Origin of the sequence: Streptomyces sp. NBC_00358, assembly GCF_036099295.1 — a bacterium.
Taxonomy (GTDB): Bacteria; Actinomycetota; Actinomycetes; order Streptomycetales; family Streptomycetaceae; genus Streptomyces.
The window spans coordinates 6859181-6878192 of the sequence record NZ_CP107976.1; the positions used below are offsets into that span (position 1 = coordinate 6859181).

Genomic DNA, 19012 nt, shown 5'->3' on the forward strand with positions numbered 1-19012 from the left:
CCGGGAGTGACGGAGCTTCCCTAACAAGTGTTTGGTAGGTTAGCTTGGGAGCATGAGCGACGTCGAGAGTCCGGCGTACGTGTCCGGGCACGGGCTGCTGAAGGGCCGCACCGCCGTCATCACCGCCGCGGCGGGCGCCGGCATCGGCGGGGCCACGGCACGCAGGTTCCTGGAGGAGGGCGCCCGCGTCCTGATCAGCGACGCGCACCCCCGCCGGCTCAAGGAGACCGCCGAGAGCCTGGCCGCCGAGTTCGGCCCCGGCCAGGTGGCCGCGCTGCCCTGCGACGTCACCGCCGAGGACCAGGTCCAGGCACTCTTCGACACCGCCGCCGCCCTCCACGGCCGACTGGACGTCGTCGTCAACAACGCGGGCCTCGGCGGAACCTCACCCCTGGTCGACATGACCGACGAGCAGTGGTCCAAGGTCCTCGACGTGACCCTGAACGGCACGTTCCGCTGCACCCGCGCGGCACTGCGCCGGCTCAAGGAGCGCGGCGAGGGCGGAGTCGTCGTCAACAACGCCTCCGTCGTCGGCTGGCGCGCCCAGTCCGGACAGGCCCACTACGCCGCCGCGAAGGCGGGCGTCATGGCGCTCACCCGCTGCGCCGCGATCGAGGCCGCCGCCTACGGGGTGCGCGTCAACGCCGTCTCGCCCAGCCTCGCCATGCACCCGCACCTGGTGAAGGTCACCACTCCCGAACTGCTGGAGGAACTCACCGCCCGCGAGGCCTTCGGCCGGTACGCCGAACCCTGGGAGGTGGCCAACGTGATCGTGTTCCTCGCCTCCGGCTACTCCTCGTATCTGACCGGCGAGGTCGTGTCCGTGAGCAGCCAGCACGCCTAGGACGAGAATGACCGTGTGCCTACCAAGAAGAAGCCCCAGGTGACCGCCACCCCGGAGCGCCGCCGCGAACTGCTCGGCACCGCCGCCGAGGTGTTCGCCGAACAGGGCTACAACGCCACCACCGTACGCAAGATCGCGGACGAGGCCGGGATGCTCGCGGGCAGTCTCTACTACCACTTCGACTCCAAGGAATCGATGCTGGAGGAGATCCTGCGGACCTTCCTCGACGAGCTCTGGGACGGCTACGACACCGTCCTGGACGCCGGACTCGGCCCCCGGGAAACCCTGGAGGCCCTGGTCACCGAGTCCTTCCGGGAGATCGACCGGCACCGAGCGGCCGTCGCGATCTACCAGAAGGAGGCCCGGCACCTCGCCGCACAGCAGCGCTTCGCCTTCCTCGCCGAATCCCAGCGCAACTTCGAGAAGGCGTGGCTGAGCACGCTGGAACGCGGAGTGGACGCCCAGGTCTTCCGCGCCGACCTCGACATCCGGCTCACCTACCGGTTCGTGCGCGACACCGTGTGGGTCGCCGCCTCCTGGTACCGGCCCGGCGGGCAGCACAGCCCGGAGGAGATCGCCCGGCAGTACCTGTCGATGGTGCTCGACGGCATCTCCGTCCGCGAGGAGCCGTAAGCGAACAGCCGCGAACCACCCACGTCCGCAAGGGAGTCGTCATGGCAGAGGCCTACATCGTCGAAGCGGTCCGCACGCCCGTCGGGCGGCGCCGGGGAGGACTGAGCGCCGTCCACCCGGCCGACCTCGGCGCGCACGTGCTCAACGCCCTGGTCGAACGGTCCGGCGTGGACCCGGCGGCCGTCGAGGACGTCGTCTTCGGCTGCCTGGACACGGTCGGGCCGCAGGCCGGGGACATCGCCCGCACGAGCTGGCTGGCGGCCGGGCTGCCGGAGGAGGTCCCGGGGGTCACCGTCGACCGGCAGTGCGGGTCCTCCCAGCAGGCCGTGCACTTCGCCGCCCAGGGCGTCCTGTCCGGCACGCAGGACCTGGTCGTCGCCGGCGGCGTGCAGAACATGAGCCAGATCCCCATCGCCTTCGCCTCCCGCCGGGCCGCCGAACCACTCGGCCTCACCGAGGGCCCCTTCGCGGGCAGCGAGGGCTGGCACGCCCGCTACGGCGACCGTCCCGTCAACCAGTTCCACGGCGCCGAACTCATCGCCGCCAAATGGGGCATCAGCCGCCGCGACCAGGAGGAGTTCGCCCTCCGCTCCCACCAGCGGGCGATCCGCGCCCTCGACGAGGGCCGCTTCGCCCGCGAGAGCGTCGCCCACGGCGACGTCACGGCCGACGAGGGTCCCCGCCGGGACACCACCCTGGAGAAGATGGCGGCCCTGAACCCGGTCGTCGAGGGCGGCACCATCACCGCCGCCTGCTCCTCCCAGGTCTCCGACGGCGCCGCCGCGATGCTGCTCGCCTCCGAGCGGGCGGTCCGCGAACACGGCCTGACCCCCCGCGCCCGCGTGCACCACCTCTCCGTGCGCGGCGAGGACCCCATCCGGATGCTCTCGGCCCCCATCCCGGCCACCGCGTACGCCCTGAAGAAGACCGGCATGTCCATCGGCGACCTCGATCTCGTCGAGATCAACGAGGCGTTCGCCCCCGTCGTCCTCGCCTGGCTCAAGGAGACCGGCGCCGACCCGGAGAAGGTCAACGTCAACGGCGGCGCGATCGCCCTCGGGCACCCGCTCGGCGCCACGGGCGTACGCCTCATGACGACCCTGCTGCACGAACTGGAGCGCACGGGCGGCCGCTTCGGCCTCCAGACGATGTGCGAGGGCGGCGGCCAGGCGAACGTGACGATCATCGAACGGCTCTGACGACCCACACGATCACCGAGGGGCGCCGACGGCTCTCCTGCGGGCGCCCCTCGCAGGAGAGCGCCCGCGTGAGGACCGGCGCTCAGAGAGAGCGGTACACGTCGCGACGATTGCCGACCTTGACCACAAGGATGATCAGCCGGCCGTTGTCGATCCGGTAGGCGACACGGAAATCCCCGACACGCAGCCGGTACAGACCCTCATGCCCCGCGAGCTTCTTGACGTCCGCATCTTCACGGTAAGGGTCGTCGCCCAGGCGCGTCAGGGCGGTGAGAATGCGCATGGCGCTGGTCCGGTCGAGATCGCGAAGCTGTCGCTGGGCGGTGACGGTGAACCTGAATGCATACTTCATGCGGCGCCCTGGTCATCACTGAACAGGTCGGCCAGAAGGTCGGCCATGGAGACTGTGGGCTCGTCGAGATGCGCGGCTGCTTCTCGCGCGAGCATCTGGTCGGCTGCCTCCTCGACGGCGTCCAGAACCGCTATCGGCACGACGGCACCGACTCGTTCGCCTTTGCGGGTGATCACCGTGACTTCGCCGACCTCGGCGTTACTCAGGATCTCGGCCAGTCGCGCACGGGCCTCGCGGATGCTCAGCGTCTCGGTCATGGCGTGAGTGTACACCGGACTGTGTACACAAAGGATCCGCCGGAAGACTGCGGAGAGCGGCCCCCGCCTCCGCCATCACCCGCTCGACCAGTTCCGCGCACGACGGGAGATCCTCGATGACCCCCGCGACCTGGCCCGACGCCATCACCCCCAGGTCCGTCCGGCCGTCCACCATCGACGACTTGAGGAGCATCGGGGTGTTGGCGGCGAGCAGGACCTGGCTCCAGGACAGGTCCTTGCCGTGCTTCATGGCGAGGCCGTCGCGGATCACCCGGGACCAGGACAAGCCGGATATCCGCCGGAACCCGGCCGCCCGGCGCACGGCCTGGACGAGTGCCCTGGTACGGCCTGCCCGCTCCAGCGCGTCGACCAGGTCACTGCGCAGCATCCGGTGCGGCAGCCCGTCGACGGCCCTCGTCACGGTGACGTCCTTCACCGTCGCCGCCAGATACCTCGCCTTCACCGCGTCGGGGACGGTCGAGTCGGAGGTCAGCAGGAAACGCGTGCCCATCGCGATGCCCGACGCGCCGTAGGCCAGCGCCGCCACCAGCCCCCGCCCGTCGAAGAAGCCACCCGCCGCCACCACCGGGATGTCCACGGCGTCCACCACCTGCGGCAGCAGCACGCTCGTCGCCACCTCCCCGGTGTGCCCGCCGCCCTCCCCGCCCTGCACGATCACCGCGTCGGCACCCCAGGCCGCCACCTTCTCGGCGTGCCGCCGGGCACCGACGGACGGCACGACGACCACGCCCGCCGCCTTCAGCGAGGCGATCAGCTCACGGGAGGGCGCGAGCGCGAACGACGCGACGCGCACACCCTCCTCCACGATGATCCGCACCCGGTCGCCGGCGTCCCCGGCGTCGGCGCGCAGATTCACACCGAAGGGCCGGTCCGTACGGGACCTGACCTCCCGCACCGCGTCGCGGAGCTGGTCGAGTGTCATCGTCGCGGAGGCCAGGATGCCCAGCGCGCCCGCGTTCGCCGTCGCCGAGACCAGACGGGGCCCCGCCACCCAGCCCATACCGGTCTGCACGATGGGGTGCCGGACACCGACGAGCGCCGTCAGCGCGGTCTCCATCAGCGCCCGCCCCCGCCCGGACCACCGGGGACGCCCCTGCCGGGTGTGCCCCGGTCCCGCGCGGCGCGCTCCGGATCGGGCACCTCCCTGTTCCGCAGGCCCTTCGGGTCGAGCACCGTGCGGATCAACTCCAGCTCCCGCGCCGTCGGTTCGCGGGTGAACGGCACCTCGTCCGGGATCACCAGCTCGAACCCGGTCGCCTCCCCGACCTGCTCGGCGGTCACACCCGGATGCACGGACACCAGCCGCATCGCATGGTCGGGCGTGGCGAAGTCGAGGACGGCGAGGTCGGTCACCACCCGGGGCAGCCGATGGAAGCGGGTCGCGCTCGGACCCGCGGCGGCGGCCCGGTCGTACCCCACCCCGCACACCATGTCGACCCGCTCCACGAAGACACGCGGGGAGTGCTTCGGGATCCAGTAACTGGTCGGATTGTTCAGGGTGTTGACCGGGGCCCCACGAACGCCGAGGAGCTGGCGCCGGGGCCGGGACCAGTCGCCGACGCAGGAGATGTTCTGGTTCCCGAAGCGGTCGATCTGGCTCGCGCCCATCATCACGTGCCGCCGCCCGCCGGTCACCGCGGTCAGATGTCTGCGGTACGGCAGCCAGCCCTCCGGCGTGCCGTCCGGGCCGACGAGCAGCGCCTCGCCGTCGGTCAGCAGCAGATCGGGCGAGAAGGTGTGCCGGGCCAGCCGGGCGCCGATGGAGGGGATCAGGCCCATGGGGCTGGCGAGCACCTCGCCGTCGTCCCGCCACGCCTCGGCACAGGCGATCACGCAGTATTCGGCTCGGCCGGCGCTCACTGGTCCCGCTCCTTCCGCCAGGCCTGGACGGCGCTCTGATAGGCGGGTTCGTCGCCGCCGAGGAACCGCTCGGCGAACGCGGCGTAGGGCGTGGCCGCGTACATCTGCTGGAAGGCCTCGTCCCGCCCGTAGTCAGGGACGCACGACGTGAAGTGCGCGCCGTTCGGCGCCTCCACCACGCCCGTCACGGACGACCGCTGGAGCAGCAGGGTCTGCGGCGCGGCCTCCTTGGTCAGCTCCGCCGTGTCGACGATCCGCTCGCAGGAGACGTACGCCGTGTCCGCGGCCTCGCAGAACAGATCGTCGAAGTACGGGTCGGGGCCCAGGTACTGGCCGTTGCCCAGGCGGTCCGCCCGGTTCATGTGGACCAGCGCCGCGTCCAGCCGCAGGGCGGGCATCGCGACGAGTTCCTCCCGCACCCCGGTGGCCGCGTCGGGATACGGCGAAGTGACCGTCCGCAGGCCCGGGTTGACCCGCATCACGTCCGAGCCGAGCCCGGCGCGCACCGGCAGGAACGGCAGCCGGTTCGCCGCCGCGTGCAGCCCCCACATGAACATCGCCTCGTCCACCTCCGTCAGCTCGAAGGCGCCGCGTTCGCGGGCCGCGCGGTAGTGCGGTTCCAGCGGGATGGAGTCGAGCGTCGCGAAGGCGGTGACCAGGGAGCGGATCCGTCCCGCGGCGGCGAGCAGGCCGACGTCCGGGCCGCCGTACGCGACGACGGTGAGATCGGTGATCTCGGAGCGGAGCAGCGCTCTCACCAGGGCCATCGGCTTGCGGCGCGAGCCCCAGCCGCCGATGCCGAGGGTCATCCCGCTCTCCAGCCTGCCGACGACGTCCCGCGCCGACATGGTCTTGTCGCTCACCGGGGTCCCTCCTTGCCGAAGGTGTCGCGGACGCGGTCGGCCACGCCCGCGAGATTGGCCTCGAAGGTGAAGCCCTGCTCGAATCGGTAGCTGCGGCGCACGTCGACGGGGTCGATGCCGTTGATGGCGGCCTTGGCGAGCCGGATGAGGTGTCCGTCCTTGGCCGCTATCTCGCGCGCCAGCTCCAGCGCGGCGGCCCGCAGTTCCGCCCGCGGTACGACCCGCCACACCGAGCCGTGCGTGTGCAGCTCGGCCGCCGTCGCCGTGCGCGAGGTGTAGTACAGGGCCCGCATCAGATGCTGGGGGACGAGACGGGCCAGATGCGTGGCCGCGCCGAGCGCGCCGCGGTCCAGCTCGGGCAGGCCGAAGGTGGCGTCCTCGCTCGCCACGATCGCGTCCGCGTTCCCCACCAGTCCTATGCCGCCGCCCAGGCAGAAGCCGTGCACCGCCGCGACCACGGGCACCTCGCACTCGTACACCGCCGCGAAGGCCTCCGCGCAGCCGCGGTTGGCGCCGATCAGCGCGCCGTGACCGGTGGTGTCGCGCTGCATCTCCTTGATGTCGACGCCCGCGTTGAAGCCGCGCCCCTCGGATCTCAGGACGACACAGCGGACCCCGGGGTCGCTGCCCGCCGCGCGCACGGCGTCGGCCAGGTCGAACCAGCCCCGCACCGGCAGCGCGTTCACCGGCGGGAAGTCGACCGTGACGACGGAAATCCCCTTTTCCGGGGACGAGGTGGAGACACCCATGGGCACATCAGCTACCTTTCCACCAAACGTTTGTTAGGTGTGATGCGAAGCTAGCAGCGATCGCGGCCGCGCGGGAGGCCCTGTGGACAACCCGGACACCCTGGATTGCGGAGCCGCCGCCGCGGACCTCGGCGGCCGGACCGTCGTCGTCACCGGAGGCACCCGAGGCGTCGGGGCAGGCATCGCACGGGCCTTCACGCAGGCGGGCGCGCACGTCGTGATCTGCGCCCGACGGCCCCCCGAAGTCCCGTTCGAACAGGCCGACTTCGTCCCCGTCGACCTGCGCGACCCGGCCGCCGTGCAGACCTTCTTCGATTCCCTGCCCCGGCTCGACGTCCTGGTCAACAACGCGGGCGGCGCCCCCTACCGGCCCCTCGCCGAGGCCGACGCCGAGCGGCACGCCCGGGTCATCGAGCTCAACCTCACCGCCCCGCTCACCGCGTCGATCGCCGCGTACGAACACCTCAGGCGGGCCCGCGGCTCGATCGTGATGATCGGCAGCGTGAGCGGGTCGCGGCCCTCGCCCGGTTCAGCGGCCTACGGCGCGGCCAAGGCCGGACTGGAGAGCCTGGCGCGTTCCATGGCCGTCGAGTGGGCGCCCGAGATCCGGGTCAACACCCTGGTCGTCGGCATGGTCCGCACCGAACTGGCCCATCTGCACTACGGCGGCGAGGACGGCGTCGCCGCCGTCGCCCGCACCGTCCCGCTGGGCCGCCTCGCCCGGCCGTCCGACATCGGTGCCGCCGCAGTCTTCCTCGCCTCGGACGCCGCCGCGTACATCAGCGGCGCCTCGATCCTCGTCCACGGAGGCGGCGAACGGCCCGCCTTCCTCGACGCCGCCACCGCCAACAAGGACCAGCAGGGAGAAGTGGGATGAGCGCACGATCGCTGTGTGAGGGGCGGGTCGTGATCGTCACGGGCGCGGGCCGCGGGCTCGGCCGGGCGCACGCGCTGGCGTACGCCGCAGAGGGCGCCCGGCTCGTGGTGAACGACCTCGGCGTCGGCCTCGACGGCACCCCCGGACCCGACAGCCCGGCCCGGCGGGTGGCCGAGGAGATCTCCGCGGCGGGCGGTGAGGCGGTGGCCCACGGCGGGGACATCGCGACGACCGAGGGCGCCGCGTCCCTGGTCCGCACCGCCCTGGAGGCGTACGGGCGACTCGACACGCTCGTCAACAACGCCGGGTTCCTGCGCGACCGGACGCTCGTCAACCTCGACGAGGACGACTGGGACGCGGTGATGCGGGTCCACCTGAAGGGACACTTCCTGCCGCTCAGACAGGCCGCGGCACACTGGCGGGCGGAGGCGAAGGCGGGCCGCGCGCCCGACGCCAGGGTCGTCAACACCAGCAGCGGGGCAGGCCTGCTGGGGTCGGCCGGGCAGGGCAACTACAGCGCCGCCAAAGCAGGCATCGTCGCTCTGACGCTGGTCGCGGCGGCCGAACTGGGACGGTACGGCGTCCAGGTCAACGCCATCGCCCCGGCCGCCCGCACCCGGATGACCGAGCGGACCTTCGCCGACACCATGTCCGCCCCGGGAAGCGGATTCGACGCGATGGCCCCCGGCAATGTCTCGCCGCTCGTCGTCTGGCTCGGATCGGCCGCGAGCGCCGGGGTCACCGGCCGCGTCTTCGAGACCGAGGGCGGCCGGATCACGGTGATGGAGGGCTGGCGGCCGGGCCCGAGCGCCGACAAGGGGGCCCGCTGGACCCCGGCGCAAGCGGGCGAGACGGCCCGCAGACTCCTCACGGAGGCGGAGACCCCGGGGGCGGTGTACGGCGCGCGCTAGGACGCCCGGCGTGTCCCGCCCGGGTCCCCGGTCGGCTCGGCGGCGGGGTCTCCTCCGCGGCAGGCGCTCTCGGCCGGGGCGGGCCTCTTGGACGGCTGGCGGCCGTCTTGCCAGGGACGGAGGTGGTGGCTCCGCGTGGGGCGACGCCCTCCGCGTGGACGGAGGCGGGGACTTCTGGACGGCCGGCGGCCCCCGGCGAGGGTCCGGCGCATCCGTCCAGGAAATGGTGCGCGTGCGGCCGTACCGCGCCTGGCCCGCCGGACGTTCAGCGCCGGGGGCGTGTCGTACTCGCCTTCAGCACGGTGACGATCTCCGCGTGGCCGGTCTGGAGGTCGTCGCCCGCGAAGGGCCGTCCCTGGACGTCGAGGAGCTGGACCTCGACCGTCACGCCCTCGGGGGACGGACGGCGGTGGGTGACCGAGGGGTGGCCGGGGCCGTGCGCGCGGGCGAGACCCGCGAGGAGCTCGGTCTCGACGCCCACACCGAGCAGGCGGCGGGCCTCCGCCAGCGCCTCGCCCCGCGCGCCCGCCCCGTGCGCGAGCAGATCCCGCACACAGCCGGTGGAACCCCGGTGCGCGGCCGTCACCAGCGGGGGCTCGCCCGCCGGTCCCGGCCGGTCCGGGTCCGCGCCCGCCGCGAGGAGCGCCCGCGTCACCGCGGTGTGCCCCCGCCGCAGCGCCCAGGTCAGCGCGGTGAAACCGAACGCCTCCACGGTGTCCGGGTTCGCCCCGGCCGCGAGCAGGGCGCGGACCACCTCCGTATGACCACCGCAGGCCGCACCGCACAGGGGAGCGTCCGTGCCCAGGCTGAGGCGGTCGGGGTCGGCACCCGTGGCCAGCAGCAGCCGGACGATGCCGGGCCGGTCACTCACCGCCGCGACGTACAAGGCGCTCTGGCCGTCCTCGTCGACCGCCTCGGCGCTCACCCCGGCGCGCAGCAGCCGTACGACCGCGTCCTCGTCCCCCTCGTACAGGGCGGGGAAGAGCCGTGCGGTGGGGTCGTTCGCGCTCATCCTTCGACCCTCACTCGCCGGGGACGCGCGAGGCAAAGGCTTTCGGGGTGTTCTGCCTCACCTCCGCCCACGCGTCGGTAGTCCTCGCCTCCTCGGCCCGCACACGGCCCGCCCCCGGTGCGGGCACTCCGCCACCGTCGGCCTCCCGCGCTCCGGCATCGTCTACGTGTCGCACTCCAGCACCGTCCGGCACAGCCCGCACCGCGCCCGGACCCGGCCGCGTACCGGCACCCTGATGCGCTGGTGGCAGGTCGGGCACGGGAAGGAGACGCGCAGCGGGCCGCGGCCGTCGGGCGCGAAGGTGTAGGCGACACCGGAGTGGTCGGGGGCGCGGTGGTCCTGCGCGTGGCGGCGGTCCCTGGCGTAGCGGCGGCGGCCCGCCCAGCCCGCCGCGGTCAGCGGAGGCTGCTCCTCGTCGCTGCGGGCCTGTGCCATGCCCTTGGTGTACGCGGTGTACGCCTGCGGGCTGGTGAACCACACCGAGGGGTCCTCGCCGAAGACCGTGGCGCGCTTGGCGAGGACGTAGCCGAACTCCTCGGGGGTCAGATAGCCGAGCTTCTGCGAGGACGCGCTGTCCTCGCGGTAGGCGTCGAGGAGGAGCCAGCCCGCGCCGAGATAGGCCGCCGCCGTGTCGGTGAGGATCTCGTCGTCGCGGGTGCCGGGGAACGAGAGGTCGAGGCGGTGCAGATAGACGTGCATCACCTCGTGGGCGAGGGCGGCGCCGATGTCCCTGCGGTGGGTGCGGAAGCGGTCGTTCAGTTCGATGAAGTACTCGGGCCCCGCGGCGAGTTCGACGTGCGCCGCATGGGTCATCTCGCGGAAGCCGACGATCATCCGGGCGTCCGGCAGCCGGTAGTGCCGCACCATCTCGCGGGCCACGCGCTGAGCGCCCAGATGCAGGTCGTCGATGTCGGCGAAGGCCACGTCGGCCGGGGCCACGCTGGTCGCGAAGGTGTGGATCGTGTCGTACGAGAGCCGCTTGTAGAGAGCGGTGATCGACGCCCGCACCGTGTCCAGATGCGGGAAACCGTGCTGGACGGGTCCGCCGTTCGCCACGCCCGCACCCCCAGAAGCCGGAACTCCTCTCCACTGTAAACGGGGTTCCTCCCGGTGGCGGGGGAGCGGAGGCGGGGAGCGGGTCGGGCCCGGCGGCAACTGGCCGGAATGCCGCTCTTGCCCGGTACGGCGGCCGGTCCCCATAATCCCCACCAGCTTGGCAGGTCCATGCCATGAAGCGGTTCCTGTGTGCCTGCCATGCGGACAACCCCCCACGAAAGGAAGCACGTTGAAGTCTCTCAAGAAGCCCGGCGTCCTCAGAAGACTGCTCGCCGTCGGCGCGGTCGCGCTCGCCGCCGTGTCCCTGCAGCCACTGACCGCGCACGCCGCGCCCGAACCCGTCGTCGGCGGGACACGTGCCGCCCAGGGCGAGTTCCCGTTCATGGTCCGCCTCTCCATGGGCTGCGGCGGAGCCCTCTACACCAAGAGCATCGTCCTGACCGCCGCTCACTGCGTGAACGGCTCGGGCAACAACACCTCCATCACCGCCACCGCCGGCGTCGTGGACCTGCAGAGCTCGGCCGCCGTCAAGGTCAAGTCGACGAAGGTGCTCCAGGCCCCCGGCTACAACGGCAAGGGCAAGGACTGGGCCCTCATCAAACTCGCCAAACCCATCGAGCAGCCCACCCTGAAGCTCGCCACCAACACCGCCTACAACAACGGGAACTTCACCATCGCCGGCTGGGGCGCCACCCGCGAAGGCGGCGGACAGCAGCGCTACCTGCTCAAGGCCACCGTCCCCTTCGTCGACGACGCCACCTGTCAGCAGGCGTACGGCAGCGACCTCGTCCCCAGCGACGAGATCTGCGCCGGATTCGTCACCCAGGGCGGCGTCGACACCTGCCAGGGAGACTCCGGCGGCCCCATGTTCCGCAAGGACGACACGGGCGCCTACCTCCAGGTCGGGATCGTCAGCTGGGGCCAGGGCTGCGCGGAACCCGGGTACCCCGGCGTGTACAGCGAGGTCTCGACCTTCGCCGCCGACATAGCGCGGGCCGCCGCCGGCCTGTGACCCGACCCGCCGGTCCCAGGCCGGCGGGGTCACGGACTCATGGCCCACCGATCGCACCACCACCACCACCGGCACCCGTGCCAGTACGGGCACTTGGTACTGGCACGGGTACCGCACCGGCATCAGCGGCGCCCGCGACCCCCGGTCGCGGGCGTCCGCACGCGGCACCCGGCCGGCCGACGCGGACGGTCCTCCCGGGAATGCGCGGGCGGCCCAGGCCAATGGAGCGGGCGCCAGGACGCGCACTTCCGCGGGCGCGCACCGACCCGCGGCCGTAGCCGCCACCCCTCCACCGCTCACAAGGGGTGAACCGGGCGCGCGTTCCCGCCAGTTCACCACTCGGACGGCACCGTCGCCCGCCGGGCCGAGCCGCCCATGATCGGGCTCCCGCGGGCCACGTACGCTTGGACGTCATGAGCACCAGCAAGCCCCAGGAAGTCGATCCCGCCGTCGGCGCCGAACTCGCCCGGCTGCGCGACAGCATCGACAACATCGACGCCGCCGTCGTCCACATGCTCGCCGAGCGCTTCAAGTGCACCCAGCAGGTCGGCCACCTCAAAGCCGCCCACCAGCTCCCGCCCGCCGACCCCTCCCGCGAGGCGCACCAGATCGCCCGGCTCCGCCGCCTCGCCGAGAACGCGAAGCTGGATCCGGCCTTCGCCGAAAAACTGCTGAATTTCATCATCGCCGAGGTCATCCGGCACCACGAGCGCATCGCGGACGACGCGGGCACCGCCACGGCCCACCCGGGGGAGTGACACCAGGGGTCCGCAGCGGGCATCCTGCGCTGTGCACTGCCGCACAGTTCCTGCCCCACCCGCAACGCCCGTGGACGCCGCCGAGCACGCCACGCCCGTACTCGCCGGCGAACAACTCAGCCATCGCCACGGGCCCGCGTCGCGCGACCGTACGGGCATAAGCTGGTATGCCCAAACGAGGGGACGCCGGGCCATGCCGTCGGATGCCAAGATCCTCATCGTCGACGACCACGAGGACACCCTGTACGCCCTGGAGAACGTCCTGGCCCCGCTCGGCCACCGGGTCGTGCGGGCCACCGGCGGCGACGAGGCGCTCAAAGAAGTCCTGCGCGGCCAGGTCGCCCTGCTCCTCCTCGACGTACGCATGCCCGGCGTCGGCGGCCTCGACGTGGTCCGCTACCTGCGGGGCCTGGAACAGACCCAGCACATCCCCGTCATCCTGCTCACCGGCTTCGGCCCGGACGCCGCGCTCACCGCCAACGCCTTCGCCCTCGGCGTCGCCGACCTCCTGATGAAGCCGGTCGACCCCTGGGCCCTGCGCACCAAGGTCCGCTACCTGTACGAGGCCCAGCGCCGCCACCACGCCCTCGAAGCGGAGCTGCGCGAACTGCGCGCCCTCGTCAAGGAACGCGCCCCGGACCCCGCCCTCGCCCACCCCGACGGACGCGTCCCCGGCCGCCGCCGCCCCGAACCGGACCCACGCCCACCGCGGGAGGGCCCGCCCGAGCCGGGTGAGGACCGACGGGAGCCCGGAAAGGACCCACGCGAACCCCACGAGCCCAGCGGGACCCAGGAATACCACTGACCCCCGGCCCGTGACCGGACGGCGGCAAAACGCATATAGCGGACCACCCCTGTGTCCTGTCAGCGGCATCGGGCAGCATGTCCTCATGTCCGTACTGACGCGCGACGAAGCGCAGACCCGTGCCAAGCTCCTCGACGTCCACCACTACGGGATCGAACTCGATCTGACCGGAGGGGACGAGACCTTCGGCTCCCTGACCGTCATCCGGTTCACCGCCCGCGCCGACGCGGACACCTTCGTCGAGCTGAAGCCCGCCGAACTGCGCTCCGTGACCCTCGACGGCCGGCCCCTCGACCCGGGCACCCTCGACGAGAACCGGCTGCCCCTCGAGGGCCTCACCGCCGGCGAGCACGAACTGCGCGTCGACGCCACCATGCGCTACTCCCGCACCGGGGAGGGCATGCACCGCTTCACCGATCCCACCGACGGCGCGACCTACCTCTACACCCAGCTCTTCATGGAAGACGTCCAGCGCGTCTTCGCCGCCTTCGACCAGCCCGACCTCAAGTCCGTCTTCGAACTCTCCCTCACCGCACCCGAAGGCTGGACCGTCCTCGCCAACAGCGTCACCGAACACCTCGGCGGCGGCCTCTGGAAAGCCGCCCCCACCCCCCTGATCTCCACCTACCTCGTCGCCGTCGCGGCCGGACCCTGGCACTCCGTACGCACCGAGCACCGCGGCCTCCCCTTCGGCCTCCACTGCCGCCGCTCCCTCGCCCCGTACCTGGACGCCGACGCCGAGGAGATCCTCGACATCACCCGCGCCTGCTACGACCGCTACCACGAGAAGTTCGACGAGCCCTACCCCTTCGACTCCTACGACCAGGCGTTCGTCCCCGAATTCAACGCCGGCGCCATGGAGAACCCCGGACTCGTCACCTTCCGCGACGACTTCATCTACCGCTCCGCCGTCACCGACACCGAGCGGCAGACCCGCGCCATGGTCATCGCCCACGAAATGGCCCACATGTGGTTCGGCGACCTCGTCACCCTGCGCTGGTGGGACGACATCTGGCTCAACGAGTCCTTCGCCGAGTACATGGGCTACCAGACCCTCACCGAAGCCACCCGCTTCACCGACACCTGGGTCGACTTCGGCGTCGCCCGCAAGTCCTGGGGCTACGACGCGGACCAGCGCCCCTCCACCCACCCCGTCGCCCCCGACCCGGACGCCGTCCCCGACACCGCGTCCGCAATGCTCAACTTCGACGGCATCTCCTACGCCAAGGGCGCCTCGGCCCTGCGCCAACTCGTGGCCTGGCTCGGCGAGAAGGACTTCCTCGCCGGCATCAACACCCACTTCGCCCGCCACAAGTTCGCCAACGCCACCCTCGCCGACTTCATCGACAACCTCGCCTCCGCCACCGAACGCGACGTACACGCCTGGGCCGACGCCTGGCTGCGCACCACCGGCGTCGACACCCTCAGGCCCGCCGTCACCGAAGCCGACGGCCACTGGCACCTCACCGTCGACCACGAGGGCAGCCGCCCCCACCGCATCACCGTCGGCGCCTACGACACCGTCCCCGGCGAGGACAACAGGCTGACCGCCCGCGACCGCTTCGAACTCGACGTCCCCCAGAGCGAATCCGTGACGCCCCGCCCCGGCCGCCGCCCCGACCTGCTCCTCCTCAACGACGGCGACCTCAGCTACGCCAAGGTCCGCTTCGACCCCACCTCCTTCCGGACCGTACGAGCCGCTCTATCCGGCCTCCCCGACCCCCTCACCCGGGCCGTCGTCTGGAACGCCCTGCGCGACGCCGTACGCGACGGCGAACTGCCCGCCATGGCCTACATCGAGGCCGCCCGCACCCACCTGCCCCGCGAGACCGACCTCGCCCTCGTCCAGGGCATCCTCTCCTTCGCGACCGCCCATGTCGCCGACCGCTACCTCCGCCCCGAGCAGCGCCCCACCGCCCTCGCCACCCTCACCGACCTGTGCCGCGACCTCATCCGCCGCACCGAGGACGGCTCCCAGCCCGGCCTGCGCCTCACCGCCGTACGCCACCTCATCGACGTCGCCGCCCACCCCGACACCATCAGCGCCTGGTTCTCCGAGGGCACCGTCCCCGGCGGCCCCGAACTCGACCCCGAACTGCGCTGGCGCATCCTCGGCCGGCTCGCCGTCCTCGGCGCCGTCGACGACGCCGTGATCGACGCCGAACTCGTCCAGGACCCCAGCGCCACCGGCCAGGAGGGCGCCGCCCGCTGCCGCGCCGCCCTGCCCGACCCGGAAGCCAAACGCGCCGCCTGGGAGGCCATGTTCGCCTCCGACGACCTCTCCAACTACCTGTTCACCGCCACCGCCCAGGGCTTCTGGCAACCCGAACAGACCGACCTCGTCCGCGACTACGTCGAGCGCTTCTGGGCCGACGCCGTGGCCGTCGCCGCACGACGCGGCCCCGCCATCGCCGAAGCCGCCGGCCGCTGGGCCTTCCCCGCCAGCGCCGTCACCCCCGAGACCCTCGCCCTCGGCGAGAACTGCCTGCGCGACGCCGACCCCATCCCGGCCCTGCGCCGCAAACTCACCGACCAACTCGACGACCTCGCACGGGCCTTGCGGGTGAGGCAGGCCTAGGGCACTCCGCCCCAGGGTTCCGCCCCGGACCCAGCTCCACCGACGCCGGTGAGACCGATACCCCGTCTCACCGGCGTTCGCGTGCGCCGCCGTCCAAGCCGATCCACCCCGAACGACCGTACGAAGACGCCCCGATGGCCCCATCCCTCCCGCACATTTCCTCCGTACGGCAGTACCCCCAACGGCACCGAATCGTTGTCCTTGGCGGGAACACCTGCCCAAAACCCGTCCACGCCGGGAAGGACCCCGCCGCGCGTCCACCGGAGGACACCCATGAGCACGCCGCCCCTCGCCTCAGGACCCCAAGGCCCCGACGCGCTGCGGCCATTGCTCGACACCGTCCTCCACGCCCTCGCCGAAGGCGCCGCCGCCCGCGGAGGACCCCTCCCCGCCGGAGGACCCGAACACGTCGCCCGGCGCCTGCGCGCGGCCGTCGGCGACCTCCTGCCCCAGCACGGCACCGACGACGCCCTGCACACCCTCGTACGCGCCCTCGCCGAAGGCGCCGCCGACCCCGCCGACCCCCTCTGCGCCGCCCACCTGCACTGCCCGCCCCTCGCCGTCGCCACCGCCGCCGACCTCGCCGCCTCCGCCCTCAACCCCTCCCTCGACTCCTGGGACCAGGCCCCCGCCGCCTCCGAACTCGAAGCCCTCCTCACCCGGACCCTCGCCCACGAGATCTACGGCACCCAAGGCGACGCCCTCATCACCACCGGCGGCACCGAATCCAACCAACTCGCCCTCCTCCTCGCCCGCGAGACCCACCCCGGCACCCGACTCGTCTGCGGAGCCAACGCCCACCACTCCCTCCACCGCGCCACCTGGCTCCTCGGCCTCCCCGAACCCGTCGTCGTCCCCGCGCCCGCCGGCACCCTCGACCCCGCCGCCCTCGACAGCGCCCTCACCGACCTGCGCGGCCCCCTCCTCGTCGCCGCCACCGCCGGCACCACCGACGCCGGACTCATCGACCCACTCCCCGACATCGCCGAAATCTGCGCCACCCACGGCGCACGCCTCCACATCGACGCCGCCTACGGCGGAGGCCTCCTCTTCAGCGACCGGCACCGCACCGAACTCGACGGACTCGCCCACGCCGACACCGTCACCCTCGACCTGCACAAACTCGGCTGGCAGCCCGCGGCCGCCGGACTCCTCGCCGTCCGCGACCCCACCGACCTCACCCCCCTCGAACACCGAGCCGACTACCTCAACGCCGACGACGACACCGAAGCAGGCCTCCCCGACCTGCTCGGCCGCTCCCTGCGCACCACCCGCCGCCCCGACATCCTCAAGATCGCCGTCACCCTCAAAACCCTCGGACGGCACGGCATCGGCGACCTCGTCGACCAGGTCTGCGCCCACGCCCACGACCTCGCCGACCTCATCGCCGCCCACCCCGCCTTCGAGCTCTACGACCGGCCGGTCATCAGCACCGTCCTGTTCCGGCCCGCCGGCGCCACCGACGACACCGTCGCCGCCGTGCGCCGCACCCTCCTCGAAGAGGGCCGCGCCGTCCTCGGCCGCGCCACCCTCGACGGCCGCCGCTGGCTCAAAGCCACCCTCCTCAACCCCCACACCCGGCCGGGCGACCTGGCCACGCTCCTGAAACTGGTGGAAGGACACACACCCCGATGAGCCCGACGCCCCACCCCCAGCGACCCGCCGCCGAAACACCCCGCGACCTGGTGGGCATCGGCATCGGCCCCTTCAACCTCTCCCTCGCCGCCCTCACCCAGCCCCTCACCGAACTCGACACCGTCTTCTACGAACAACGCCCCGGCTTCGACTGGCACCCCGGCCTCCTCATCGACGGCGCCACCCTCCAAGTCCCCTTCCTCGCCGACCTGGTGACCCTCGCCGACCCCACCAGCCCCTGGTCCTTCCTCAACTACCTCAAGGACCGCGACCGCCTCTTCCCCTTCTACTTCGCCGAGCGCTTCCACATCCAACGCGCCGAATACGACGCCTACTGCCGCTGGGTCGCCGACAACCTCCCCGGACTCCACTTCGCCCACCAGGTCGACGCCGTCCGCTGGAACCCCGAACACGACCTCTTCGAAGTCGACTTCACCCGGCTCGACACCAACGGCGAAGCCCAGGCCCTCGGCCGCACCCACACCCGCAACATCGTCCTCGGCGTCGGCACCGCCCCCCACATCCCCGAAGCGCTCAAACCCCTCGTCGACGCCCCCGGCGTCCCCGTCATCCACGCCGCCGACTACCTCAAACACCGCGACCAGTTCCTCACCGCCGACCACATCACCGTCATCGGCGCCGGCCAGTCAGGAGCCGAGGTCTTCCTCGACCTCCTGCGCAACCGCCCCACCGGAAAAGAAAAGATCCACTGGCTCGCCCGCACCGAAGCGTTCGCGCCCATGGAGTACTCCAAACTCGGCCTCGAACACTTCACCCCCGACTACACCCGCTACTTCCACGCCCTCACCGAACCGGTCCGCGACCGCCTCGTCGCCGCCCAATGGCAACTCCACAAAGGCATCGACGCCGACACCATCGCCGCCATCCACGACGAGCTCTACCGCCGCACCCTCCACGGCGGCTGGCCCGACGCCGTCCTCACCCCCGCCGTCACCGTCCGCACCGCCGGACGCGTCGCCACCACCAAGATCGAACTCCACCTCGAACACGGCCAGCAAGGCACCCGCTCCCGCCTCACCACCAACGCCGTCGTCCTCGCCACCGGCTACCGCGAACGCCCCATCACCCCGCTCCTCGCCGGACTCGACCCCTACCTGCGCCGCGACAACGCCGAACGCCCCGACATCGACAACCAGTTCCGCCTGATCCTCGACCCCGCCGTCACCGGCCGCGTCTACGTCCAGAACGCCGAACTCCACACCCACGGCGTCGGCGCCCCCGACCTCGGCCTCGCCGCCTGGCGCAGCGCCACCATCCTCAACTCCCTCACCGGCAAAGACCCCTACCCCCTCCCCGGCCGGACCGCCTTCACCACCTTCGGCCTCGAACAGACCCCCCGCGTCCCCGCCGCCCGCCAGGAGACCCGGACACTCACCCCCCTCATCCCCCTGATCCCCCTCGTCGAAGGACGCTGAGAACCCGACGGACCCGGAGCATCCCCGCGCCGAACCCCGCGGACCTGCCCGCCCGAACGACGACGGCGCCGACGCGAAAACCCGCGCCGACGCCGTACGACCGAACCGTCCCCGCTCCAGAAAACAGGCCTACCGCCTCACCCTGGAACACGGG

The 19012-nt window shown here is 72.2% G+C and carries 19 protein-coding genes; 11 read left to right on the forward strand and 8 right to left on the reverse strand.

Going from position 1 to position 19012, the window contains the following annotated elements; translation table 11 throughout:
* The first annotated feature begins 52 nt into the window (after positions 1–52).
* The 3 genes from OHT01_RS29195 to OHT01_RS29205 are packed head-to-tail and all read left to right on the forward strand — an operon-like array spanning position 53 to position 2676.
* Positions 53–844: an SDR family oxidoreductase gene (locus OHT01_RS29195; RefSeq protein WP_328556088.1), complete on the forward strand. Its 792-nt coding sequence runs from the start codon at positions 53–55 to the stop codon at positions 842–844.
* Positions 845–859: 15 nt separating this feature from the next.
* Positions 860–1477, forward strand: a complete 618-nt coding sequence (locus OHT01_RS29200) for a TetR/AcrR family transcriptional regulator (RefSeq protein ID WP_328556089.1) — start codon at positions 860–862, stop codon at positions 1475–1477.
* Positions 1478–1518: 41 nt separating this feature from the next.
* Positions 1519–2676, forward strand: a complete 1158-nt coding sequence (locus OHT01_RS29205) for an acetyl-CoA C-acetyltransferase (RefSeq protein ID WP_328556090.1) — start codon at positions 1519–1521, stop codon at positions 2674–2676.
* A gap of 82 nt (positions 2677–2758) precedes the next feature.
* Here OHT01_RS29205 and OHT01_RS29210 read toward each other — a convergent pair whose 3' ends face one another.
* Genes OHT01_RS29210 through OHT01_RS29235 form a run of 6 tightly spaced genes read right to left on the reverse strand, consistent with a single transcriptional unit; the run spans position 2759 to position 6778 of the window.
* Positions 2759–3028 carry a type II toxin-antitoxin system RelE family toxin gene (locus OHT01_RS29210; protein ID WP_328556091.1) on the reverse strand — a complete coding sequence of 90 codons (270 nt, stop codon included), beginning with the start codon at positions 3026–3028 and terminating at the stop codon, positions 2759–2761.
* Entirely contained in the window at positions 3025–3285 is a 261-nt protein-coding gene (locus OHT01_RS29215) for a type II toxin-antitoxin system Phd/YefM family antitoxin (protein WP_328556092.1), read from the reverse strand. Before OHT01_RS29215 ends, OHT01_RS29210 begins: the two co-directional genes overlap by 4 nt.
* Entirely contained in the window at positions 3227–4363 is a 1137-nt protein-coding gene (locus OHT01_RS29220) for an NAD(P)H-dependent flavin oxidoreductase (RefSeq protein WP_328556093.1), read from the reverse strand. Before OHT01_RS29220 ends, OHT01_RS29215 begins: the two co-directional genes overlap by 59 nt.
* Positions 4363–5166 (reverse strand): CoA-transferase subunit beta, encoded by an 804-nt coding sequence (locus OHT01_RS29225; RefSeq protein WP_328556094.1) that lies wholly within the window; start codon positions 5164–5166, stop codon positions 4363–4365. Before OHT01_RS29225 ends, OHT01_RS29220 begins: the two co-directional genes overlap by 1 nt.
* Positions 5163–6029: a CoA transferase subunit A gene (locus tag OHT01_RS29230; protein WP_328556095.1), complete on the reverse strand. Its 867-nt coding sequence runs from the start codon at positions 6027–6029 to the stop codon at positions 5163–5165. Before OHT01_RS29230 ends, OHT01_RS29225 begins: the two co-directional genes overlap by 4 nt.
* Positions 6026–6778 (reverse strand): enoyl-CoA hydratase family protein, encoded by a 753-nt coding sequence (locus OHT01_RS29235; protein ID WP_328556096.1) that lies wholly within the window; start codon positions 6776–6778, stop codon positions 6026–6028. The genes OHT01_RS29230 and OHT01_RS29235 overlap by 4 nt, the downstream gene beginning before the upstream one ends.
* A gap of 82 nt (positions 6779–6860) precedes the next feature.
* On the opposite strand from OHT01_RS29235, the gene OHT01_RS29240 reads away from it, so the two are divergent.
* Both OHT01_RS29240 and OHT01_RS29245 read left to right on the forward strand, forming a co-directional pair.
* Positions 6861–7655: an SDR family oxidoreductase gene (locus OHT01_RS29240; RefSeq protein WP_328556097.1), complete on the forward strand. Its 795-nt coding sequence runs from the start codon at positions 6861–6863 to the stop codon at positions 7653–7655.
* The gene (locus tag OHT01_RS29245) at positions 7652–8566 is read left to right on the forward strand and encodes an SDR family oxidoreductase (protein WP_328556098.1); all 915 of its coding nucleotides are present in this window, start codon (positions 7652–7654) and stop codon (positions 8564–8566) included. The genes OHT01_RS29240 and OHT01_RS29245 overlap by 4 nt, the downstream gene beginning before the upstream one ends.
* A gap of 265 nt (positions 8567–8831) precedes the next feature.
* Here OHT01_RS29245 and OHT01_RS29250 read toward each other — a convergent pair whose 3' ends face one another.
* Together OHT01_RS29250 and OHT01_RS29255 are read right to left on the reverse strand one after the other, a co-directional pair.
* The gene (locus OHT01_RS29250) at positions 8832–9578 is read right to left on the reverse strand and encodes an ankyrin repeat domain-containing protein (RefSeq protein ID WP_328556099.1); all 747 of its coding nucleotides are present in this window, start codon (positions 9576–9578) and stop codon (positions 8832–8834) included.
* 162 nt (positions 9579–9740) lie between these two features.
* On the reverse strand, positions 9741–10634 hold the full coding sequence (locus tag OHT01_RS29255; RefSeq protein ID WP_328556100.1) for a hypothetical protein: 894 nt from the start codon (positions 10632–10634) through the stop codon (positions 9741–9743).
* Positions 10635–10863: 229 nt separating this feature from the next.
* Between OHT01_RS29255 and OHT01_RS29260 the strand changes: the two genes are divergently transcribed.
* The 6 genes from OHT01_RS29260 (at position 10864) to OHT01_RS29285 (ending at position 18858) form a co-directional block, all read left to right on the forward strand.
* Entirely contained in the window at positions 10864–11646 is a 783-nt protein-coding gene (locus OHT01_RS29260; RefSeq protein WP_328556101.1) for a S1 family peptidase, read from the forward strand.
* A 413-nt stretch (positions 11647–12059) separates the two neighbouring features.
* Entirely contained in the window at positions 12060–12404 is a 345-nt protein-coding gene (locus tag OHT01_RS29265; protein ID WP_328556102.1) for a chorismate mutase, read from the forward strand.
* Positions 12405–12597: 193 nt separating this feature from the next.
* Positions 12598–13209 (forward strand): response regulator, encoded by a 612-nt coding sequence (locus OHT01_RS29270; protein WP_328556103.1) that lies wholly within the window; start codon positions 12598–12600, stop codon positions 13207–13209.
* 85 nt (positions 13210–13294) lie between these two features.
* The gene (gene pepN, locus OHT01_RS29275; RefSeq protein ID WP_328556104.1) at positions 13295–15787 is read left to right on the forward strand and encodes an aminopeptidase N; all 2493 of its coding nucleotides are present in this window, start codon (positions 13295–13297) and stop codon (positions 15785–15787) included.
* Between the two features lie 273 nt (positions 15788–16060).
* Entirely contained in the window at positions 16061–17422 is a 1362-nt protein-coding gene (locus tag OHT01_RS29280; RefSeq protein ID WP_328556105.1) for a pyridoxal phosphate-dependent decarboxylase family protein, read from the forward strand.
* Positions 17419–18858 carry a lysine N(6)-hydroxylase/L-ornithine N(5)-oxygenase family protein gene (locus OHT01_RS29285; protein WP_328556106.1) on the forward strand — a complete coding sequence of 480 codons (1440 nt, stop codon included), beginning with the start codon at positions 17419–17421 and terminating at the stop codon, positions 18856–18858. The genes OHT01_RS29280 and OHT01_RS29285 overlap by 4 nt, the downstream gene beginning before the upstream one ends.
* Positions 18859–19012 lie beyond the last annotated feature (154 nt).